This is a genomic window from Phycicoccus ginsengisoli, from assembly GCF_054779295.1.
In genome coordinates this window covers 40,707-57,104 of record NZ_BAAGYN010000015.1, presented here as the reverse complement: position 1 = coordinate 57,104, position 16,398 = coordinate 40,707, and the positions used below count along the sequence as shown (strand labels likewise).

Below are 16,398 nucleotides of genomic sequence, written 5' to 3'. Positions count from 1 at the left end.
CTCACGGGGTGACCTCCAGGGTGGTCTCGGCCTTGGCCAGGGTGACGACGGCGCCCGCCCCCACCGCGAGGGCGGCGCGCACCGCGCTGCCCACGGAGTTCGTCGGCAGCCACACGACGTGGTCGACCATGTCCTCGGTGACCGCCAGCGGGACGGTGACCGAGCCGGCCGGGGCAGAGACGCGCACGGTGTCGCCGTCGACGAGCCCGAACGCCTCGGCCGTGGCGGGCGAGACCCGGGCCAGGCTGCGGGGGGCGGTGCCGGCGAGGAACGGCTCGCCGTCCTGCAGCGAACCGCGGTCGAGCAGGTGGTGCCAGGTCGCGAGGACGACCTCGCCCTCGCCGAAGCTCGGCACCGCGGCCGGCTCCACGGTGGGCGCAGGCAGCCGCTCGCCGCTCCACGGCCCGAGGGCTGCCATCTCCGAGCGCACCTCGGTGAGCGTGCGGGTCCCGAGGAACGAGCCCATCTCGCCCGCGAGCATGTCCAGGACGCGGTAGTCGGACATCGCGTTGGTGTCCAGGGCGGTCGCGAACGGCCGGGTGCGGCCCTCCCAGTCCACGAAGGTGCCGCCCTTCTCCGCGTGCGGCGCGACCGGCAGCACGACGTCGGCGACCTCGGTCACCGAGGAGGGACGGAAGTCGAGCGAGACGACGAACGTCTTGGCCAGGGCCTCCTCGCTGTGCGGGTCGGCCAGGTCGGCCGCGTCCACGCCGCCGACGAGCAGGGCGTCGACCTCACCGGTCGTGGCCGCACGCAGGATGCCCGCGGTGTCCCGGCCGGGCTGGTCGGGCAGGCCCACGACGTCCCAGACGTCGGCGACCTGCTCGCGGGCCGCCGCCTCGCCGACCGGACGACCGCCGGGCAGCAGGGTCGGCAGGGCGCCGGCCTCGAGCGCGCCGCGCTCACCGGCGCGCCGCGGCACCCAGGCCAGGCGCGCACCGGTGGACGAGGCCAGCGCGACGGCCGCGGAGAGCGCCCCGGGCACGGTGGCCAGGCGCTCGCCCACGAGCACGATCACGCCGTCGCCCTCGAGGGCAGCGGCCGCCCTGGCGGCGGCACCGTCACCGGTCACGCCGTCGCCGAGGGCGCGGAGCACCTCGGCCTCGGTGCCGGGCGCGGACGGGATCAGGGTGCCGCCGAGCTTGTCCAGGCCGCGCGTGGCGAAGGGGGCCACGGCGTACACGGCGGTCTTGTTCCTGCGGTGCGCCTTGCGCAGTCGCAGGAAGACGATCGGGCTCTCCTCCTCGGGCTCGAAGCCCACGAGGACGACCGTCTTCGCGGTCTCGAGGTCGGCGTAGGTCACCGCTCCCCCGTCGGGGCCGGTGGCCACGACGGTGGAGGCGAGGAAGGCGGCCTCCTCCTGCGAGTGCGGGCGGGCGCGGAAGTCGACGTCGTTGGTCGCGAGGACCGCGCGGGCGAACTTGCCGTAGGCGTAGGCGTCCTCGGCGGACACGCGTCCACCGGTGAGCACGCCGACGGCCCTGGCCGCGGCGAGCCCACGCGCGGCGGCCGTGAGCGCCTCGGGCCACGAGGCGACCTGCAGCTGGCCGTCCTCGTCCCGGACCATGGGGAACTCGAACCGGTCACCCGTCGTGGCGTACTGGAAGGCCCAGCGGCCCTTGTCGCAGTTCCACTCCTCGTTGACCGCCGGGTCGTTGATGGCCATCCGGCGCAGCACGGCGCCGCGGCGGTGGTCGGTGCGGATCGAGCAGCCGGAGGCGCAGTGCTCGCAGACGCTCGGGGTGGAGACGAGGTCGAAGGGGCGGCTGCGGAACCGGTAGGCGGCGCCGGTCAGGGCTCCGACGGGGCAGATCTGGACGGTGTTGCCGGAGAAGTACGACTCGAACGGCTTCTCCTCGTAGATGCCGACCTGCTGCAGCGCACCGCGCTCGACGAGGGCGATGAACGGGTCACCGGCGATCTGGTCGGAGAAGCGGGTGCAGCGGGCGCACAGGACGCAGCGCTCGCGGTCGAGCAGCACCTGCGAGGAGATGTTGATCGGCTTGGGGTAGGTGCGCTTGACGTCCTCGAACCGCGACACCGCGCGGCCGTTGCTCATCGCCTGGTTCTGCAGGGGGCACTCGCCGCCCTTGTCGCAGACCGGGCAGTCGAGCGGGTGGTTGACCAGGAGCATCTCCATGATGCCCTGCTGCGCCTTGTCGGCGACCTTGGAGGTGTGCTGGGTCTTGACGTCCATGCCCTCGGACACGGTGATCGTGCACGACGCCTGCGGCTTCGGCATGGCGCGCATCGAGCCGTCGGGGCCCGGAGTCGCGACGTCGACGAGGCACTGGCGGCAGGCGCCGACCGGCTCGAGCAGCGGGTGGTCGCAGAACCGCGGGATCTCGACCCCGATCTCCTCGGCGGCCCGGATCACCAGCGTGTTCTTGGGGACGGACACCGGGACGCCGTCGATGGTGAGGTTCACCAGGTCGACGGGCGGGGGCGTGCTGGCGTCGCCACCCTTGCTGACGGCGTTGCCGCCGGCGGCCGGGGAGGTCTGGACGGTCATGCGGACACCGAATCCTTCGCGAACAGGGTCGAGTCTTGCCGGTCGAACGGGCAGTGGCCCAGCTCGAGGTGCTGCAGGTACTCCTCGCGGAAGTACTGGATGCTGCTGGTGATCGGGCTGGTCGCGCCGTCGCCCAGCGCGCAGAACGCCCGACCGAGGATGTTGTCACAGATGTCGAGCAGCTTCTCGAGGTCCTCCTCCGAGCCCTGCCCGTGCTCGAGCCGGCCGAGGATCTGCTTGAGCCACCAGGTGCCCTCACGGCACGGGGTGCACTTGCCGCAGGACTCGTGCATGTAGAAGTCGGTCCACCGGTCGACGGCGCGCACGACGCAGGTCGTCTCGTCGAAGATCTGCAGCGCCCGGGTGCCGAGCATCGACCCCGCGGCCGCGACGGACTCGAAGTCGAGGGGGATGTCGAGGTGCTGGTCGGTGAACAGCGGCGTCGAGGAGCCACCCGGCGTCCAGAACTTGAGCTTCTTGTTGGGGTCGCGCATGCCGCCGGCCATGTCGAGCAGCTCGCGCAGCGTGATGCCGAGCGGCGCCTCGTACTGGCCCGGGCGCTTGACGTGGCCGGAGAGGCTGAAGATGCCGAAGCCCTGGGACTTCTCGGTGCCCATGCCGGAGAACCAGTCGGCGCCGTGGAGCAGGATCGGCGGGACGGAGGCGATGGACTCGACGTTGTTGACCACGGTCGGGCGGGCGTAGAGGCCCGCGACGGCCGGGAACGGCGGCTTGAGGCGCGGCTGGCCGCGGCGGCCCTCGAGGCTGTCGAGCAGCGCCGTCTCCTCGCCGCAGATGTACGCGCCGGCGCCGGCGTGCACGGTGACCTCGAGGTCGAAGCCGGAGCCGTGGATGTTCTTCCCGAGGTGCCCGGCGGCGTACGCCTCCTCGACCGCGCGCAGCAGGCGGCGGTAGACGTGCACGACCTCACCGCGCACGTAGATGAAGGCGTGGTGGCAGCCGATCGCGAAGGAGGTGATCGCGACGCCCTCGATGAGGAACTGCGGGGCGGCCATCATCAGCGGGATGTCCTTGCAGGTGCCCGGCTCGGACTCGTCGGCGTTGACCACGAGGTAGCGGGGGCCGCCGTCGTCGGGCGGCAGGAAGCCCCACTTCATGCCGGTGGGGAAGCCGGCGCCACCGCGGCCGCGCAGGCCGGAGTCCTTGGTCATCTGGACGAGGTCCGCGGGCTTCATGCCCAGGGCCTTGCGCAGCGCCTGGTAGCCCTCGTGCTTCTCGTACGTCGCGAGGGTCCAGGACTGCGGGTCGTCCCAGAACTTCGTGAGGATCGGGGTCAGCGTGGTGGTCACTTCGCGTCCTTCCCGTCGCCCTTGTCGTCGGCGTCGAACAGCGTCGCCGGCGCGACCGAGCCCTCACCGGGCTTCTCGTCCGGCTCGTTGGCCGGGCTGTCGGTGGAGTCCTGCCGACCGGGTGCCGTCCGGTCGGTGGTGGCCTCGGGCTGGTGCTGCTCGCGCGGGGAGTCGCCGTCGGGGGCCGTCCAGTCGTTCTCCCTGGCCAGGCGCAGCCCCTCCAGGGAGGCCGCGCCAGCGCCGACGCCCTCGTCGGCGAGCCCGTCGGGGAACCCGGCGAGGACGCGCGACACCTGCTTGAAGCTGCAGACCCGGGACGGGCCGCGGGTGGGCCGCACGTCCTTGCCCTCGCGCAGGTCGTCGACCAGCTGCTTGGTGGACTCGGGCGTCTGGTTGTCGAAGAACTCCCAGTTCGCCATGACGACGGGCGCGTAGTCGCACGCCGCATTGCACTCGACCCGCTCGAGGGTGATCCTGCCGTCGGCCGTCGTCTCGTCGTGCCCGATGCCGAGGTGCTCGGACACCTCGTCCCAGATCTGGTCGCCGCCCATGATCGCGCAGAGCGTGTTGGTGCAGACGCCGACGGTGTACTCACCGTTGGGGTGGCGCTTGTACTGCGTGTAGAAGGTGGCCACACCGGAGACCTCGGCCGTCGTCAGGTCGAGGACCTCGGCACAGAAGTCGATGCCGCGACCGGTGACATAGCCGTCGACGCTCTGCACCAGGTGGAGCAGCGGCAGCAGGGCCGAGCGCCTCTGGGGGTAGCGGGCAACGACCTGTGCGGCGTCCTCATGGAGCTGCGCGAGCACGTCCGCGGCATACGGCTCCTTGGACTCGGCGGGCACCGTGAGGTGGCCGGCCGCGGTCTGCATCCCGAAGTTGTCACCAGCCATCAGCGGTCAACTCCTCCCATCACCGGGTCGATCGAGGCGACGGCGACGATGACGTCGGCGACCTGGCCGCCCTCGCACATCACGGCCGCTGCCTGCAGGTTGTTGAAGGAGGGGTCCCGGAAGTGGGCCCGGTACGGACGGGTGCCACCGTCGGACACCGCGTGGCAGCCCAGCTCACCCTTGGGCGACTCCACCGCGGCATACACCTGCCCCGGCGGGACCCGGAACCCCTCGGTCACCAGCTTGAAGTGGTGGATCAGCGACTCCATCGACGTGCCCATGATCTCGCGGATGTGGTCCAGGCTGTTGCCCATCCCGTCCCCACCGATGGCCAGCTGCGCCGGCCACGCGATCTTCTTGTCCGCCACCATCACCGGACCCGCCGACGACGCCAACCGGTCGATGCACTGCTCGGCGATCTTGAGCGACTCGTACATCTCGTCGATCCGGATCCGCAGCCGCGCGTAGGCGTCGGCCTCGGTGCGGGTGATGACCTCGAAGTCGTACGTCTCGTACCCGCAGTACGGCGACAGCTTGCGCAGGTCGTGCGGCAACCCCGTCGAGCGCAGGATCGGCCCGGTGATGCCCAGCGCCATGCAGCCCGCCAGGTCGAGGTAGCCGACGTCGACGGTGCGGCCCTTGAGGATCGGGTTCTCGTTGAGCAGCAGCTCGAGCTCGTGCAGGCCCTTGCGCACCAGCGGGATCGTGTCGCGCACCTTGTCGATGGCACCCGGGGGCAGGTCCTGCGCGACACCGCCGGGGCGGACGAACGCGTGGTTCATCCGCAGGCCGGTGACCATCTCGAAGATCGACAGGATGCGCTCGCGCTCGCGGAAGCCGACCGTCATGACGGTCGTCGCACCCATCTCCATGCCGCCGGTGGCCAGCGCCACGAGGTGGGAGGTGATGCGGTTGAGCTCCATCATGAGCACGCGGATGACGCTGGCGCGCTCGGGGATCTGCTCGGTGACGCCGAGCAGCTTCTCCACCGCCAGGCAGTAGACCGTCTCGTTGAAGATCGGCGTGAGGTAGTCCATCCGGGTGCAGAACGTGGTGCCCTGCGTCCAGGTGCGGAACTCCATGTTCTTCTCGATGCCGGTGTGCAGGTAGCCGATCCCCGCACGGGTCTCCGTCACCGTCTCGCCGTCGAGCTCGAGGATGAGCCGGAGCACGCCGTGGGTCGACGGGTGCTGCGGGCCCATGTTGACCACGATGCGCTCCTCGTGGAGTGCCGCCGCCTCGTCGACCAGCTGGTCCCAGTCACCGCCGCTCGCGTTGAACACGTGAGCTCCCTCTGCGGCGGCCGTGTCGGCGCCGGAGGTCGCGTAGATGTCGTCGTGGGTCGTGGTCATCAGCTGTAAGACCTCCGCTGGTCCGGCGGCGGGACGGTTGCGCCCTTGTACTCGACGGGGATGCCGCCGAGGGGGTAGTCCTTCCGCTGCGGGTGGCCCGGCCAGTCGTCGGGCATGAGGATGCGAGTGAGCGAGGGGTGGCCGTCGAACTGGATGCCGAACATGTCCCAGGTCTCGCGCTCGTGCCAGTCGTTCGCCGGGTACGTCTCGACGATCGACGGGATGTGCGGGTCGGCGTCGGGGCAGGTCACCTCGACCCGGACCCGGCGGCCGCCGTGGGTGATCGAGAGGAAGTGGTAGACCGCGTGGAGCTCCCGACCCTCCTCCTGCGGGTAGTGCACGCCGGACACGCCGGTGCAGATCTCGAACCGCAGGGCCGCGTCGTCGCGCAGCGCCCGCGCGACGGAGGGCAGGTGCTCGCGACGCACGAACAGGGTGAGCTCGCCCCGGTCGACGACCACGCGCTCGATCGCCTGGGGGTAGGACGTCGTGCCGCCGGCGAGGGCAGCCTCGAGCCGGTCGGCCAGCTCGTCGAAGTAGCCGCCGTACGGGCGCACCGCCGCGGCGGGGAACAGGATCGGGCGGACGATGCCGCCGTAGCCGGTGGTGTCGCCGCTGTCGCGGGCGCCGAACATGCCGTGCCGCTCGCCGACGACGACCGGGTCGGGGCCGGTGCCGGGAGGGGCGGGCAGCCGCTCGCCGGTCTCGCGGTCGACCACGGTGCCCGGCTGCGTGGAGGCGGTCGCCGCTGCGATCTCGGAGGCAGGCTGGTCGGGACCGGCGCCCTGGTCGGCGGCGGCGTCCTTGGCCTTGTTGCCCAGGACGTCGCTGTTGGCCGTGGCCTGCTTCGGGTCCTTCTCGGGCGTCACGTCGTCCTTCGCCGGAGTCACGTCGTCCTTCTCCCCGGCCATCAGGCGACACCCCCGCGGGCGGCGTCGTGCGCGTGCGCGTGGCCGTGCGGCTGGTCGTGCGTGTGGTCGTGGGTGTGGCCGACGACCGGCAGCTGGTAGGGGCTGCCGCTGCCGGCGCCCTGGGCCAGCAGCCCGGTCATCTGGTGCGTCGGGGTGGCCGCGAGGGCGGCCTCCTCGGCGGCCCGGGCGGCCTTGACCCGGTTGACGCCGAGCTTGGAGCCCTGGATCTGCTCGTGCAGCGTGAGGATCGCGTTGAGCAGCATCTCGGGCCGCGGCGGACAGCCGGGCAGGTACACGTCGACGGGGACGATGTGGTCGACACCCTGCACGATCGCGTAGTTGTTGAACATGCCGCCGGAGCTGGCGCAGACACCCATCGAGATGACCCACTTGGGCTCGGGCATCTGGTCGTAGACCTGGCGCACGACCGGGGCCATCTTCTGGCTGACGCGGCCGGCGACGATCATCAGGTCGGCCTGGCGCGGGGTGGCGGAGAACCGCTCCATCCCGAACCGCGCGATGTCGTAGTCCGGCGTGCCGACCGCCATCATCTCGATGGCGCAGCAGGCCAGGCCGAACGTGGCCGGCCACACCGAGCTCTTGCGCATGTAGCCCGCGACCTGCTCGACCGTGGTCAGCAGGAACCCTGCGGGCAGCTTCTCCTCAACACCCATCAGACGATCCTTCGTTTCGAGGGCGGACCGGGCGCGGTCCCGCGGTCGTGCGGACGGAGGTGCACGGCATACGGATCAGTCCCAGTCCAGGCCGCCGCGACGCCACACGTAGGCGTACGCGACGAAGACGGTCAGGATGAACAGCACCATCTCGACGAGCGCGAACAGGCCGAGCTTGTCGAAGGCCACCGCGAACGGGTAGAGGAACACCGACTCGATGTCGAAGATGATGAACAGCATGGCCGTCAGGTAGTACTTGATCGGCACCCGGCCACCGCCGGCCGCCTGGGGCGTCGGCTCGATGCCGCACTCGTACGCGTCGAGCTTGGCGCGGTTGTAGCGCTTGGGGCCGGAGATGGCGGCCGCGAAGACGGAGAAGACCGCGAAGCCCCCACCGATCGCCAGCAGGAACAGCAGCGGGACGTAGGGGTTGCTCATCGCCGTGCCACTTCCCTTCCGTTGGTGTGTTCGTGGGGGGTGCGTCCGAGGGGGGCGCCCGAGGGCGGGCTCGCCGTGACGGCGCTCACGCAGTGCCCAATCCTATGAGCGCGCCCCGAGAATGCACGCGCGGCCCCCTGACCGGTCCTCATGCGTCGGGCGCCATCTTCGACAGGGCCGTGATGAGGCGGTCGCTCGCGTCGCCGCCGTGCGGCTCGGCGAGGTTGGCCATCACCTTGAGCAGGAACTTCATCAGCGTCGTGCGCGGCAGGCCGTACTTGGTCGCCAGCCGCATGACCTCGGGGCTGCCGATCATCTGGGCGAACCAGCGGCCCAGCGTGTAGTACCCGCCGAGCGAGTCCTTCATGACCTTGGGGTAGCTCTGCAGCACGCGCTCGCGCTGGGCGTCGGTGCCGCGGGCGAAGGCCTGGGCGATCACCTCGGACGCGAGCCGGCCGGACTCCATGGCGTAGGCGATGCCCTCGCCGTTGAACGGGTTCACCATGCCGCCGGCGTCACCGACGAGGAGCAGGCCGTTGTCGTAGTGCGGCTGGCGGTTGAAGCCCATGGGGAGGGCGGCGCCACGGATCGGGCCGACCATGGTCTCGTCGTTGTAGGTCCACTCCTCCGGCATGGTCGCGACCCAGCGACGCATGACGTCCTTGTAGTCGGTCCTGCCGAAGGCGGAGGAGGTGTTGAGGATGCCGAGGCCGACGTTGGAGGTGCCGTCGCCGACGCCGAAGATCCAGCCGTAGCCGGGCAGCAGCACCTTCTTGCCCTGGTCGTCGGTCGACCACAGCTCGAGCCACGACTCGAGGTAGTCGTCGTCGTGCCGGGGGCTCGTGTAGTAGGTGCGGACGGCGACGCCCATCGGGCGGTCCTCGCGCTTCTCGCGGCCCATCGACAGGCTCAGGCGCGAGGAGTTGCCGTCGGCGGCGACGACGAGCGGCGCGGCATACCGCAGCTCGGGGCCGGTGGAGCGGCCCTTCTCGTCGGTCGCGCGGGCGGTGACCCCGACGATGCGGCCGCGGTCGTCGAGGACGGGTCCGGTGACGTTGGTGGACTCGCGCAGGCGGGCGCCGTGCTTGACGGCGTGCTTGGCGAGGATGTCGTCGAAGTCCTGCCGCGTGCGGACCAGGCCGTAGGGCGGGAAGCTCGCGAGGTCGGGCCACGGCAGGGACAGGCGCATGCCGCCGCCGATGATCCGCAGCCCGTGGTTGCGGATCCAGCCGTCCTCCTCGGGCGTGGGGATGCCGAGGGTGATGAGCTCCTTGACCGCGCGCGGGGTGAGGCCGTCGCCGCAGACCTTCTCGCGGGGGAAGGCCGTCTTCTCGAGCACGAGGACGTCGAGCCCCGCCATCGCGAGGTAGGCCGCGGTGGCCGAGCCGGCCGGGCCGGCGCCGACGACGATGACGTCGGCCGTCTCCGTCGGGATCGCGGCCGAACTCGCCGCGCTGGTCGTCTCAGTCACCCTCGTGCCTCGCTTGTGAACGTCTTCACGAACTGCTCCTGCGGAGACTACTCCGCTACCCGGCGATGGTCACCAGTGAGGGCAGCCTTACCTGACCCGGCAGAAGTGCCCACTCTCCGTCCCCGGCCAGAACCTTCCGCCCGGATCCGGAGGATGGGCACTTCTACCGGCAGAGCGTCAGGCCGAGGGCTTCACCGCTCGGTGCCCTCGGTCGCGTTCAGCCCGCGGTCCGGGCCTCGCTCGTCCCACCCTCGGGCCCTCCCACGGGCTTCACCGCTCGGTGCAGCGCGACGATGCCGCCCGTCAGGTTGCGCCACTCGACCGAGCCCCAGCCCACGCGTCGCACCGCCTCGGCGAGCGCGCGCTGGGCCGGCCAGGCCTGGATCGACTCCGCGAGGTAGACGTAGGACTCGGGGTTCGAGGACACCTTGCGGGCGATCGGGGGCAGCGAGCGCATGAGGTACTCGGTGTAGACCTTGCGGAACGCGCCGTTGGTCGGGTGGCTGAACTCGCACACGACCAGCCGCCCACCCGGTCGCGTCACCCGCAGGAACTCCGCGAGCGCCGTCTCGACGGACGCGACGTTGCGCAGCCCGAACGACATCGTCACCACGTCGAAGCTGTCGTCGGCGAACGGCAGCCGCATCGCGTCCGCCGCGGTGAAGCCGAGGTCCGGACGCCGGCGGTTCCCCACCCGCAGCATCCCCAGCGAGAAGTCGGCCGGCACCACGTGCACGCCGCCGTCGGCGAACGGCTCGCTGCTGGTCCCCGTGCCGGCGGCGATGTCGAGCACGGTCTCCCCCGGCTGCGCGGCGACGGCGCGGGTCACGGCCCTGCGCCAGAGCCGGTCCTGCCCGAGCGAGAGGACGTCGTTGGTCAGGTCGTACCTGCCGGCCACGTCGTCGAACATCGCGGCGACGTCACGGGGGTCCTTGTCGAGGCTGGCGCGGGTCATGGACCCATCCTCCCAGAGCAGCCGCCGGCGCCCTCCCGGAGGTTGTGCCGGTGGTCACGCCGTCCGGGTCCCGACCAGCGGCGCAGCGGTCGTATCGTTGCCCCCGACATGAGCAGCCTGCCCACTCCCGACGCTGCGGCGAGCGCCGGGCCCGCCCCGGTCGTGGCGCGGACCGTCGCCCTGGACCACCCCGGCGCCCTGCTCGCCCTGCTGCCGGACGTCGCCGACCCCCGTGCCCTCACCAGCTGGGTCCGCCGCGGTGAGGGCCTCGTGGGCTGGGGGCGGGCCCTGGAGTTCACCGCCCACGGCGAGGACCGCTTCGCCGAGTGCGAACGGTGGTGGCGCCAGGTCGTCGACACCGCCGTGGTCCGCGACGACGTCCGGGTGCCGGGCACCGGGCCGGTCACCTTCGGGTCCATCTCGTATGCCGCGGGCTCACCAGCCGGCGCGACGCTCGTCGTCCCCGAGGTGGTCGTGGGCGCCCGCGACGGGCGTTGGTGGGTGACCACCATCGGGACCACGGCCGAGCTGCCGGTCCCGGTCGAGCCCACCCCCCAGCCCGAGCCCGCGGAGCCGGTCGGCGTCACCTTCGCCGACGGCTCGCTGTCACCGGCCCGGTGGGCCGTCGCGGTCGACGAGGCGGTTCGGCGGATCACCGCGGGCGAGCTCGACAAGGTCGTCCTCGCGCGCGACCTGCGCGTGCAGGCGACCGAGCCGGTCGACGCGCGCTGGCTGCTGCAGCGCCTCGCCGAGCGCTACGACACCACGTGGGTCTTCGCGGTCGACGGTCTCGTCGGGGCGTCCCCGGAGATGCTGGTCCGGCTCGAGCGCGGTCTCGTGACCTCGCGCGTCCTGGCCGGCACGATCCGCCGCACGGGCGACGACGAGCACGACCTGGCCCTCGCCGGCTCGCTCGCGCGGTCGAGCAAGGACCTGGAGGAGCACGAGTACGCCGTCCGCTCTGTCGCCGACGCCCTGCGCCCACACTGCTCGTCGATGAACGTGCCCGAGTCGCCCTTCGTGCTGCACCTGTCCAACGTCATGCACCTCGCGACCGACGTCGCGGGCGTGCTGGCCGACGGCTCGACCTCGCTGGTGCTGGCGGCCTCGCTGCACCCTTCCGCGGCGGTCTGCGGGACGCCCTCGGACCGCGCCGACGCCGTCATCACCGAGCTCGAGCACATGGACCGGGGCCGCTACGCCGGGCCGGTCGGGTGGATGGACTCCAGCGGGGACGGCGAGTGGGCCATCGCCCTGCGCAGCGGCGCCTACGAGCCGGGGTCCACGACCTCGATGCGGCTGTTCGCGGGGTGCGGGATCGTCGCCGGCTCCGACCCCGACGCCGAGGTCGCGGAGTCGGACGCCAAGCTCGTCCCCATGCGCGACGCCCTCACGGCCCGCTAGCCCGACCGGAGCGCTGCGCGGGCCAGCGCGCCGAGCCGGGCGTTCTCGTCCCGGTGGCGGGACCGGTCGAGGCGCACCTCGACCACGGTGGTCCCGGCCGGCTCCTCGGCCACCAGCCCGGCGAGCCCCTCCGCGTCCCCGGCGAGCACGTGCCGCACACCGTGGGCGGCGCACAGGGCCGCGAGGTCGGTCCCCGTCGGCGTGCCGAACACCCGCTCGAAGTCGCCGGCGAGCTCGGGGCCGCCGGGTTCGAGGAGGGTGAAGATGCCGCCGCCGTCGTCGTTGACGACGACGACAGTGAGGTCCGGGCGCCGCTCCAGCGGGCCGACGAGCAGCCCGTTGGCGTCGTGCAGGAACGTGAGGTCCCCCATGAGCGCGTATGCCGGTGCGGCACCGGCCAGCGCCAGCCCCGACGCGGTCGAGACGCAGCCGTCGATGCCGGCGAGCCCCCTGCTCGCGACGACGTGGACGGGACCACCACGGCGCCGGCCGCCGGCCACGTCGACGTCTCGGACCGAGTTCGACGACCCGAGGAAGAGGGTGGCCCCGTCGGGCAGGGCCTCGAGCACCGTGTGGGCGACCGCGCTGCCACTGGGCCAGGGAGCGCCGGTCGCGTCGAGGGCCGCGGCGACCCGCTCGCCTGCGCGTCGCCACTCCCCGGCCCAGTCCGTCGGCGCCCCGGCGTCGTCCTCGTCGGCGTCAGCATGGGGACCGAGCACGTCCAGGACGCCGACGGGGTGGACCGTCGCCACGGAAGGGCGCGAGCGCACCCACGCGTGCGTCCCGACGGCCTCGACGCGGGTCCCCGGCCGCCGCAGCAGCGCCGCCACGGGCCGTGACAGGGTCAGGCGGCCGACCGTGACCACGCGCTCCGGAGCGTGGGCGTCCAGCCAGTCCGGGTCGGCCAGCACGAGGTGGCCGTGGGGCAGGACGTCCGGCCGCGGGCGCGGGCCGAACGGCTCGGCCAGGACGGGCCACCCGTGGCTGGTCGCCCAGCGCACCGCCCGCTCGAGCTGGCCGGGCTCCGGCAGGTCACCGACGACCACGAGGGTGCGCGCCGGGTGCGGGTCGATGGCCGCCGCCCGCTCCCCCGGATCGCTCGCCGATGCGACGGCGACGCCGGGAGCCGGTTCCGCGACCGGCTCGAGCGGCCCGAACCACGCCGGTTCGTCCGTCGGCACCAGCGGCTCGCGCAGCTGGACGTTGAGGTGCACGGGCCCGGGCTCTGGGTGGAGCAGCGACCCCGAGGTCTGCGCGTCGGCCCAACCGGTCCCGGTCGCGGCCGCCACGGCGTCGCGCGCGGCCCTCCGCCAGGCGACGGCCTCCTGCACCGCCTCTGCGGGGGTGGCGGCGGCCGGGGCGTCGAGGTCGGCCGACCATCGGACGGCGTCGGCGAACATCCCGGGCTGGGTCGTGGTCTGGTTCGCGCCGGTACCGCGCAGCTCGGCCGGCCGGTCGGCGGACAGCACGACCAGGGGGACCACCCCGTGGTGTGCCTCGAGGACGGCGGGGTGCAGGTTCGCCACGGCGGTCCCGGACGTCGTGACCACCACCGCAGGCACCCGTGTCAGCTTGGCCAGCCCGACCGCGAGGAACCCCGCGGACCGCTCGTCCACCCGGACGTGCAGCGTGAGGCGGCCCGCGCGCTCGGCCGCGAGCACGGCATACGCGAAGGGGGCGGACCGCGACCCGGGGCACAGCACGACGTGCCGCACTCCCTGCCGCACCAGCTCGTCGACGACGACGGTGGCCAGCGCGGTCGACGGGTTCACACCGGGGATTGTGTCAGCCGGCCGCCTGACGACGGCCGGGCCCCGTCACTCCAGGCCCAGGCCCCGGCGGCCGGTCTCGTTGAGGTCCTCGAGGTGGAACCGGTCCGGCCACTCGCGCTCGTAGTGCTCCTCGGGGAAGTCGCTCGGGCTCGACCCGGTGAGGAACGCCTCGCGGACGCTCTCGGCATACCGCTCGTTGCGCGGGCACCACGGGGCGGCGGGGATGTACATGACGTTGCCCCAGCCCTTCTGGTCCTGGACGGGGGCGACGCTGTGGACCATGTCGCAGTGCCACCACACCGAGTCGCCGGCCTTCACGTCCGGGATGCCGGCGAGGCCCTCCATGAGCAGCGAGTGCCACTTCCAGTCGGCGGGGAAGACCTGGTTGACCGTGACGCCGCACATCTCGTCGTCCGGCACGTCGTCGAGCAGCGGGCGGAGCATGAGGTAGGCCATCGCCTCGGGGATCGGGACGGTGTGCAGGACGCCCTGGTCGTGGTCCATGTCCGACAGCGCCGTCCAGCCCTGGAAGGTGCGGAAGACCGAGCACATCGTGGAGCCGGGGTACTGCGGGCCGTCCGTGCGGTGGCTGGCGTCCCACGGGTCGTACTCCTCGACGGTGCCGTCGAAGAGGTGGCGGAAGGCCTGCTGGTAGGCCTGCGTCATCCACAGGTCGAGCGTGCCGGGGTCGAGGTGGGTCCCGAGGCCTGCGGAGTCGGCGCCCTCGGGACGGCGGCGGATGCGGTCGGGGTACAGCGAGTCGCGGTGCGGGTCGAACCACCGGACGCCGTCGGACTCGGACACCCACTGGGAGTTGAGGAAGCCCTGCACGGTGGCCATCCGCTCGCTCTGGCGGGCCTGCATCTGCGCGCTCGACCAGTAGATCGGGTAGATCTCGGGCTTGGAGCCGACGCTGCCGAAGAAGTCGTCGCCGGGGCCGCGGTAGGCCTCGAAGAACCCGTTGCCCTCGACGTAGTCGACGATGTCGCGGTCCCACTGCAGCGCCTGCTCGCGGGGGAAGTGGCCACGCACGACGAGGCAGCCGCGGCGCCTGAGCAGGGCCACCTGCTCGGGGGTGACCGTGCCGGCCTCGATGTCGGCGTAGTCGATCACCGGCCAGACCTGCCCGCCCCGCTCCCTGGCCGCGGAGATCTCGGCGACGCGGTCGGCGACCCGGCGCTCGACCACCCCGAAGACCTCGTCGACGGTACGGCCGGAGGCCTCGATCCGGGCCCGCAGCGCGGCCTTGACCTCGCGGATCGCCCCGGACAGGTCCTCGGGGACCGTCTCCCAGTGCGGCAGCTCCGGGCGGGTCGTGGTGAACGCCGGCGAGGTCATGGGTGCTCCTTCGGTAGGACTCCTTACCAACAGCGAGGTTAGCGGCAGGCGCGGCTTTGGGCAACAGTCCTTACTAGGATGCCGCCATGACCCCGCAGAAGCCGTCGCTGGACCTGCTGCGGCGGCTCACCGACAGCCACGTGGTCGGTGCCGTCGTCGACCGCGGTCGGCTCACGCGCGCCGAGATCGCCACCGTCACCGGCATCTCCAAGCCCACGGTGGCCGAGAGCGTGCGGAGGCTGGAGTCGACCGGCGTGCTGGCCGACACCGGCGTTCGCAGCAGCGGCCCGGGACGGGCCGGCCTCTACTACGACCTCGCACCCGGGGTCGGCACGGCGCTCGCGGTCGCCATCGCACCCGAGGGCGTCGTCGCGGAGGTGATCGACGTCCGGGGCGCGGTCGTCGGGCGCGGCAGCGCCCGGGTGACACGACCCGTTCGGCCGGCGGCGGTCGGGCGTGCCCTCACGACGGCCGTCAGGGCGGCGCTGGCGCAGGCCGCGGCGCCCCAGGAGGCTGTGGACCAGGAGGCGGTGGACCAGGAGGCGGTGGACCAGGAGGCGGTGGACCGACCGTCCGCGGCCGGGACGGCGCCGGTGCGGCTCGCCGTGGTCAGCGCCGCGGACCCGGTGGACCGGGCCACGGGGCGTCTCGTGCACCTGCCCGACGCCCCCTTCCTCGTGGGGGACCTCGACCCGGCTGCCGTCCTGGCCGACATCGTCGAGGGACCGGTCGTGGTGGGCAACGACGTCAACTGGTCGGCCCTCGCCGAGCTCGCCGCCCACTCGGGCCAGCCGGAGGACCCGGAAGCGGCAGCGCCGACCGGCGACTTCGCCTACCTCTACCTCGGCGAGGGACTCGGTTGCGCCGTGGTCGCGAACGGCCGGGTGCTCGAGGGAGCCCACGGCCTGGCCGGTGAGGTCTCGCACGTCGTGGTGGGTGGCCCGGGGCGCCGGGCCATGCCGTTCACCGCGGTGTTCGCCGAGCTGGGGCTGCGGCACGACGGCGGAACCGCCGTCGACGTCGCCCGCCTGCGCGAGCTCGTGCACGGCACCGGCCCCCGGTCGCGCCGCGGGCTGGCAGCGCTGGCTGGTGCGGTCGCCGACGTGGTGGCCGCCCTCGTCGCGCTGGCAGACCCCCACGAGGTGGTCCTCGGTGGGCCGTGGGGTCGCGACCCGCAGGTCGTGGCGGCCGTCCGGGACCGCGTCGCGAGCGCCAAGCGCCCGGTGGGGGTGCGGGGCGCGATGGTGGTCGACGCCGCCCTCACGGGGGCACGCGAGCACGCGGTGGCCGCCCTGCGCGCGCAACTGGTCGGGGACCAGGTGCCGGCGGCCAGTCCCTGACCCACGCCCCCTCCGGGCGCGGGAGTTC

General features: G+C 72.8%; 12 protein-coding genes and 1 pseudogene. 2 read left to right on the top strand and 11 right to left on the bottom strand.

Translation table 11 applies throughout. The annotated features are described in order from the left end of the window. Nucleotide 1: 1 nt before the first annotated feature. From ACYVDO_RS19110 to ACYVDO_RS19070, 9 genes and pseudogenes are all read right to left on the bottom strand, one after another. Nucleotides 2-2,512, bottom strand: a complete 2,511-nt coding sequence (locus ACYVDO_RS19110) for an NADH-quinone oxidoreductase subunit G (protein WP_460938882.1) — start codon at nt 2,510-2,512, stop codon at nt 2-4. Then, nucleotides 2,509-3,822: an NADH-quinone oxidoreductase subunit NuoF gene (gene nuoF / locus ACYVDO_RS19105; protein ID WP_460938880.1), complete on the bottom strand. Its 1,314-nt coding sequence runs from the start codon at nt 3,820-3,822 to the stop codon at nt 2,509-2,511. Before nuoF ends, ACYVDO_RS19110 begins: the two co-directional genes overlap by 4 nt. Further along, nucleotides 3,819-4,715, bottom strand: a complete 897-nt coding sequence (gene nuoE / locus ACYVDO_RS19100) for an NADH-quinone oxidoreductase subunit NuoE (RefSeq protein ID WP_460938878.1) — start codon at nt 4,713-4,715, stop codon at nt 3,819-3,821. Before nuoE ends, nuoF begins: the two co-directional genes overlap by 4 nt. Then, nucleotides 4,715-6,067 carry an NADH-quinone oxidoreductase subunit D gene (locus ACYVDO_RS19095; protein ID WP_460938876.1) on the bottom strand — a complete coding sequence of 451 codons (1,353 nt, stop codon included), beginning with the start codon at nt 6,065-6,067 and terminating at the stop codon, nt 4,715-4,717. Before ACYVDO_RS19095 ends, nuoE begins: the two co-directional genes overlap by 1 nt. Further along, nucleotides 6,067-6,786 carry an NADH-quinone oxidoreductase subunit C gene (locus ACYVDO_RS19090; protein WP_460938914.1) on the bottom strand — a complete coding sequence of 240 codons (720 nt, stop codon included), beginning with the start codon at nt 6,784-6,786 and terminating at the stop codon, nt 6,067-6,069. Before ACYVDO_RS19090 ends, ACYVDO_RS19095 begins: the two co-directional genes overlap by 1 nt. Nucleotides 6,787-7,100: 314 nt before the next feature. After that, nucleotides 7,101-7,652, bottom strand: a pseudogene (locus ACYVDO_RS19085) (NuoB/complex I 20 kDa subunit family protein); the annotation flags it as partial. A 75-nt stretch (nt 7,653-7,727) separates the two neighbouring features. Beyond that, complete coding sequence (locus ACYVDO_RS19080) at nt 7,728-8,090, bottom strand: NADH-quinone oxidoreductase subunit A (RefSeq protein ID WP_310153794.1); 363 nt, start codon at nt 8,088-8,090, stop codon at nt 7,728-7,730. Nucleotides 8,091-8,238: 148 nt separating this feature from the next. Next, nucleotides 8,239-9,561, bottom strand: a complete 1,323-nt coding sequence (locus ACYVDO_RS19075; RefSeq protein WP_460938874.1) for a geranylgeranyl reductase family protein — start codon at nt 9,559-9,561, stop codon at nt 8,239-8,241. A 217-nt stretch (nt 9,562-9,778) separates the two neighbouring features. Further along, the gene (locus ACYVDO_RS19070; RefSeq protein WP_460938872.1) at nt 9,779-10,516 is read right to left on the bottom strand and encodes a demethylmenaquinone methyltransferase; all 738 of its coding nucleotides are present in this window, start codon (nt 10,514-10,516) and stop codon (nt 9,779-9,781) included. A 108-nt stretch (nt 10,517-10,624) separates the two neighbouring features. On the opposite strand from ACYVDO_RS19070, the gene ACYVDO_RS19065 reads away from it, so the two are divergent. Next, a complete protein-coding gene (locus ACYVDO_RS19065; protein ID WP_460938870.1) occupies nt 10,625-11,920 on the top strand; it encodes an isochorismate synthase in 1,296 nt (431 codons plus the stop codon). On the opposite strand, the gene menD is transcribed toward ACYVDO_RS19065, so the two are convergent. Together menD and ACYVDO_RS19055 are read right to left on the bottom strand one after the other, a co-directional pair. Then, on the bottom strand, nt 11,917-13,692 hold the full coding sequence (gene menD / locus ACYVDO_RS19060) for a 2-succinyl-5-enolpyruvyl-6-hydroxy-3-cyclohexene-1-carboxylic-acid synthase (RefSeq protein WP_460938868.1): 1,776 nt from the start codon (nt 13,690-13,692) through the stop codon (nt 11,917-11,919). The two genes, ACYVDO_RS19065 and menD, sit on opposite strands and share 4 nt — an antisense overlap. 45 nt (nt 13,693-13,737) lie before the next feature. Next, a complete protein-coding gene (locus ACYVDO_RS19055) occupies nt 13,738-15,030 on the bottom strand; it encodes a DUF1479 domain-containing protein (RefSeq protein ID WP_460938866.1) in 1,293 nt (430 codons plus the stop codon). 86 nt (nt 15,031-15,116) lie between these two features. Here ACYVDO_RS19055 and ACYVDO_RS19050 point away from each other — a divergent pair, with 86 nt between their 5' ends. After that, nucleotides 15,117-16,370, top strand: coding sequence for an ROK family transcriptional regulator (locus tag ACYVDO_RS19050; protein ID WP_460938864.1), 1,254 nt, complete (start codon nt 15,117-15,119; stop codon nt 16,368-16,370). Nucleotides 16,371-16,398 lie beyond the last annotated feature (28 nt).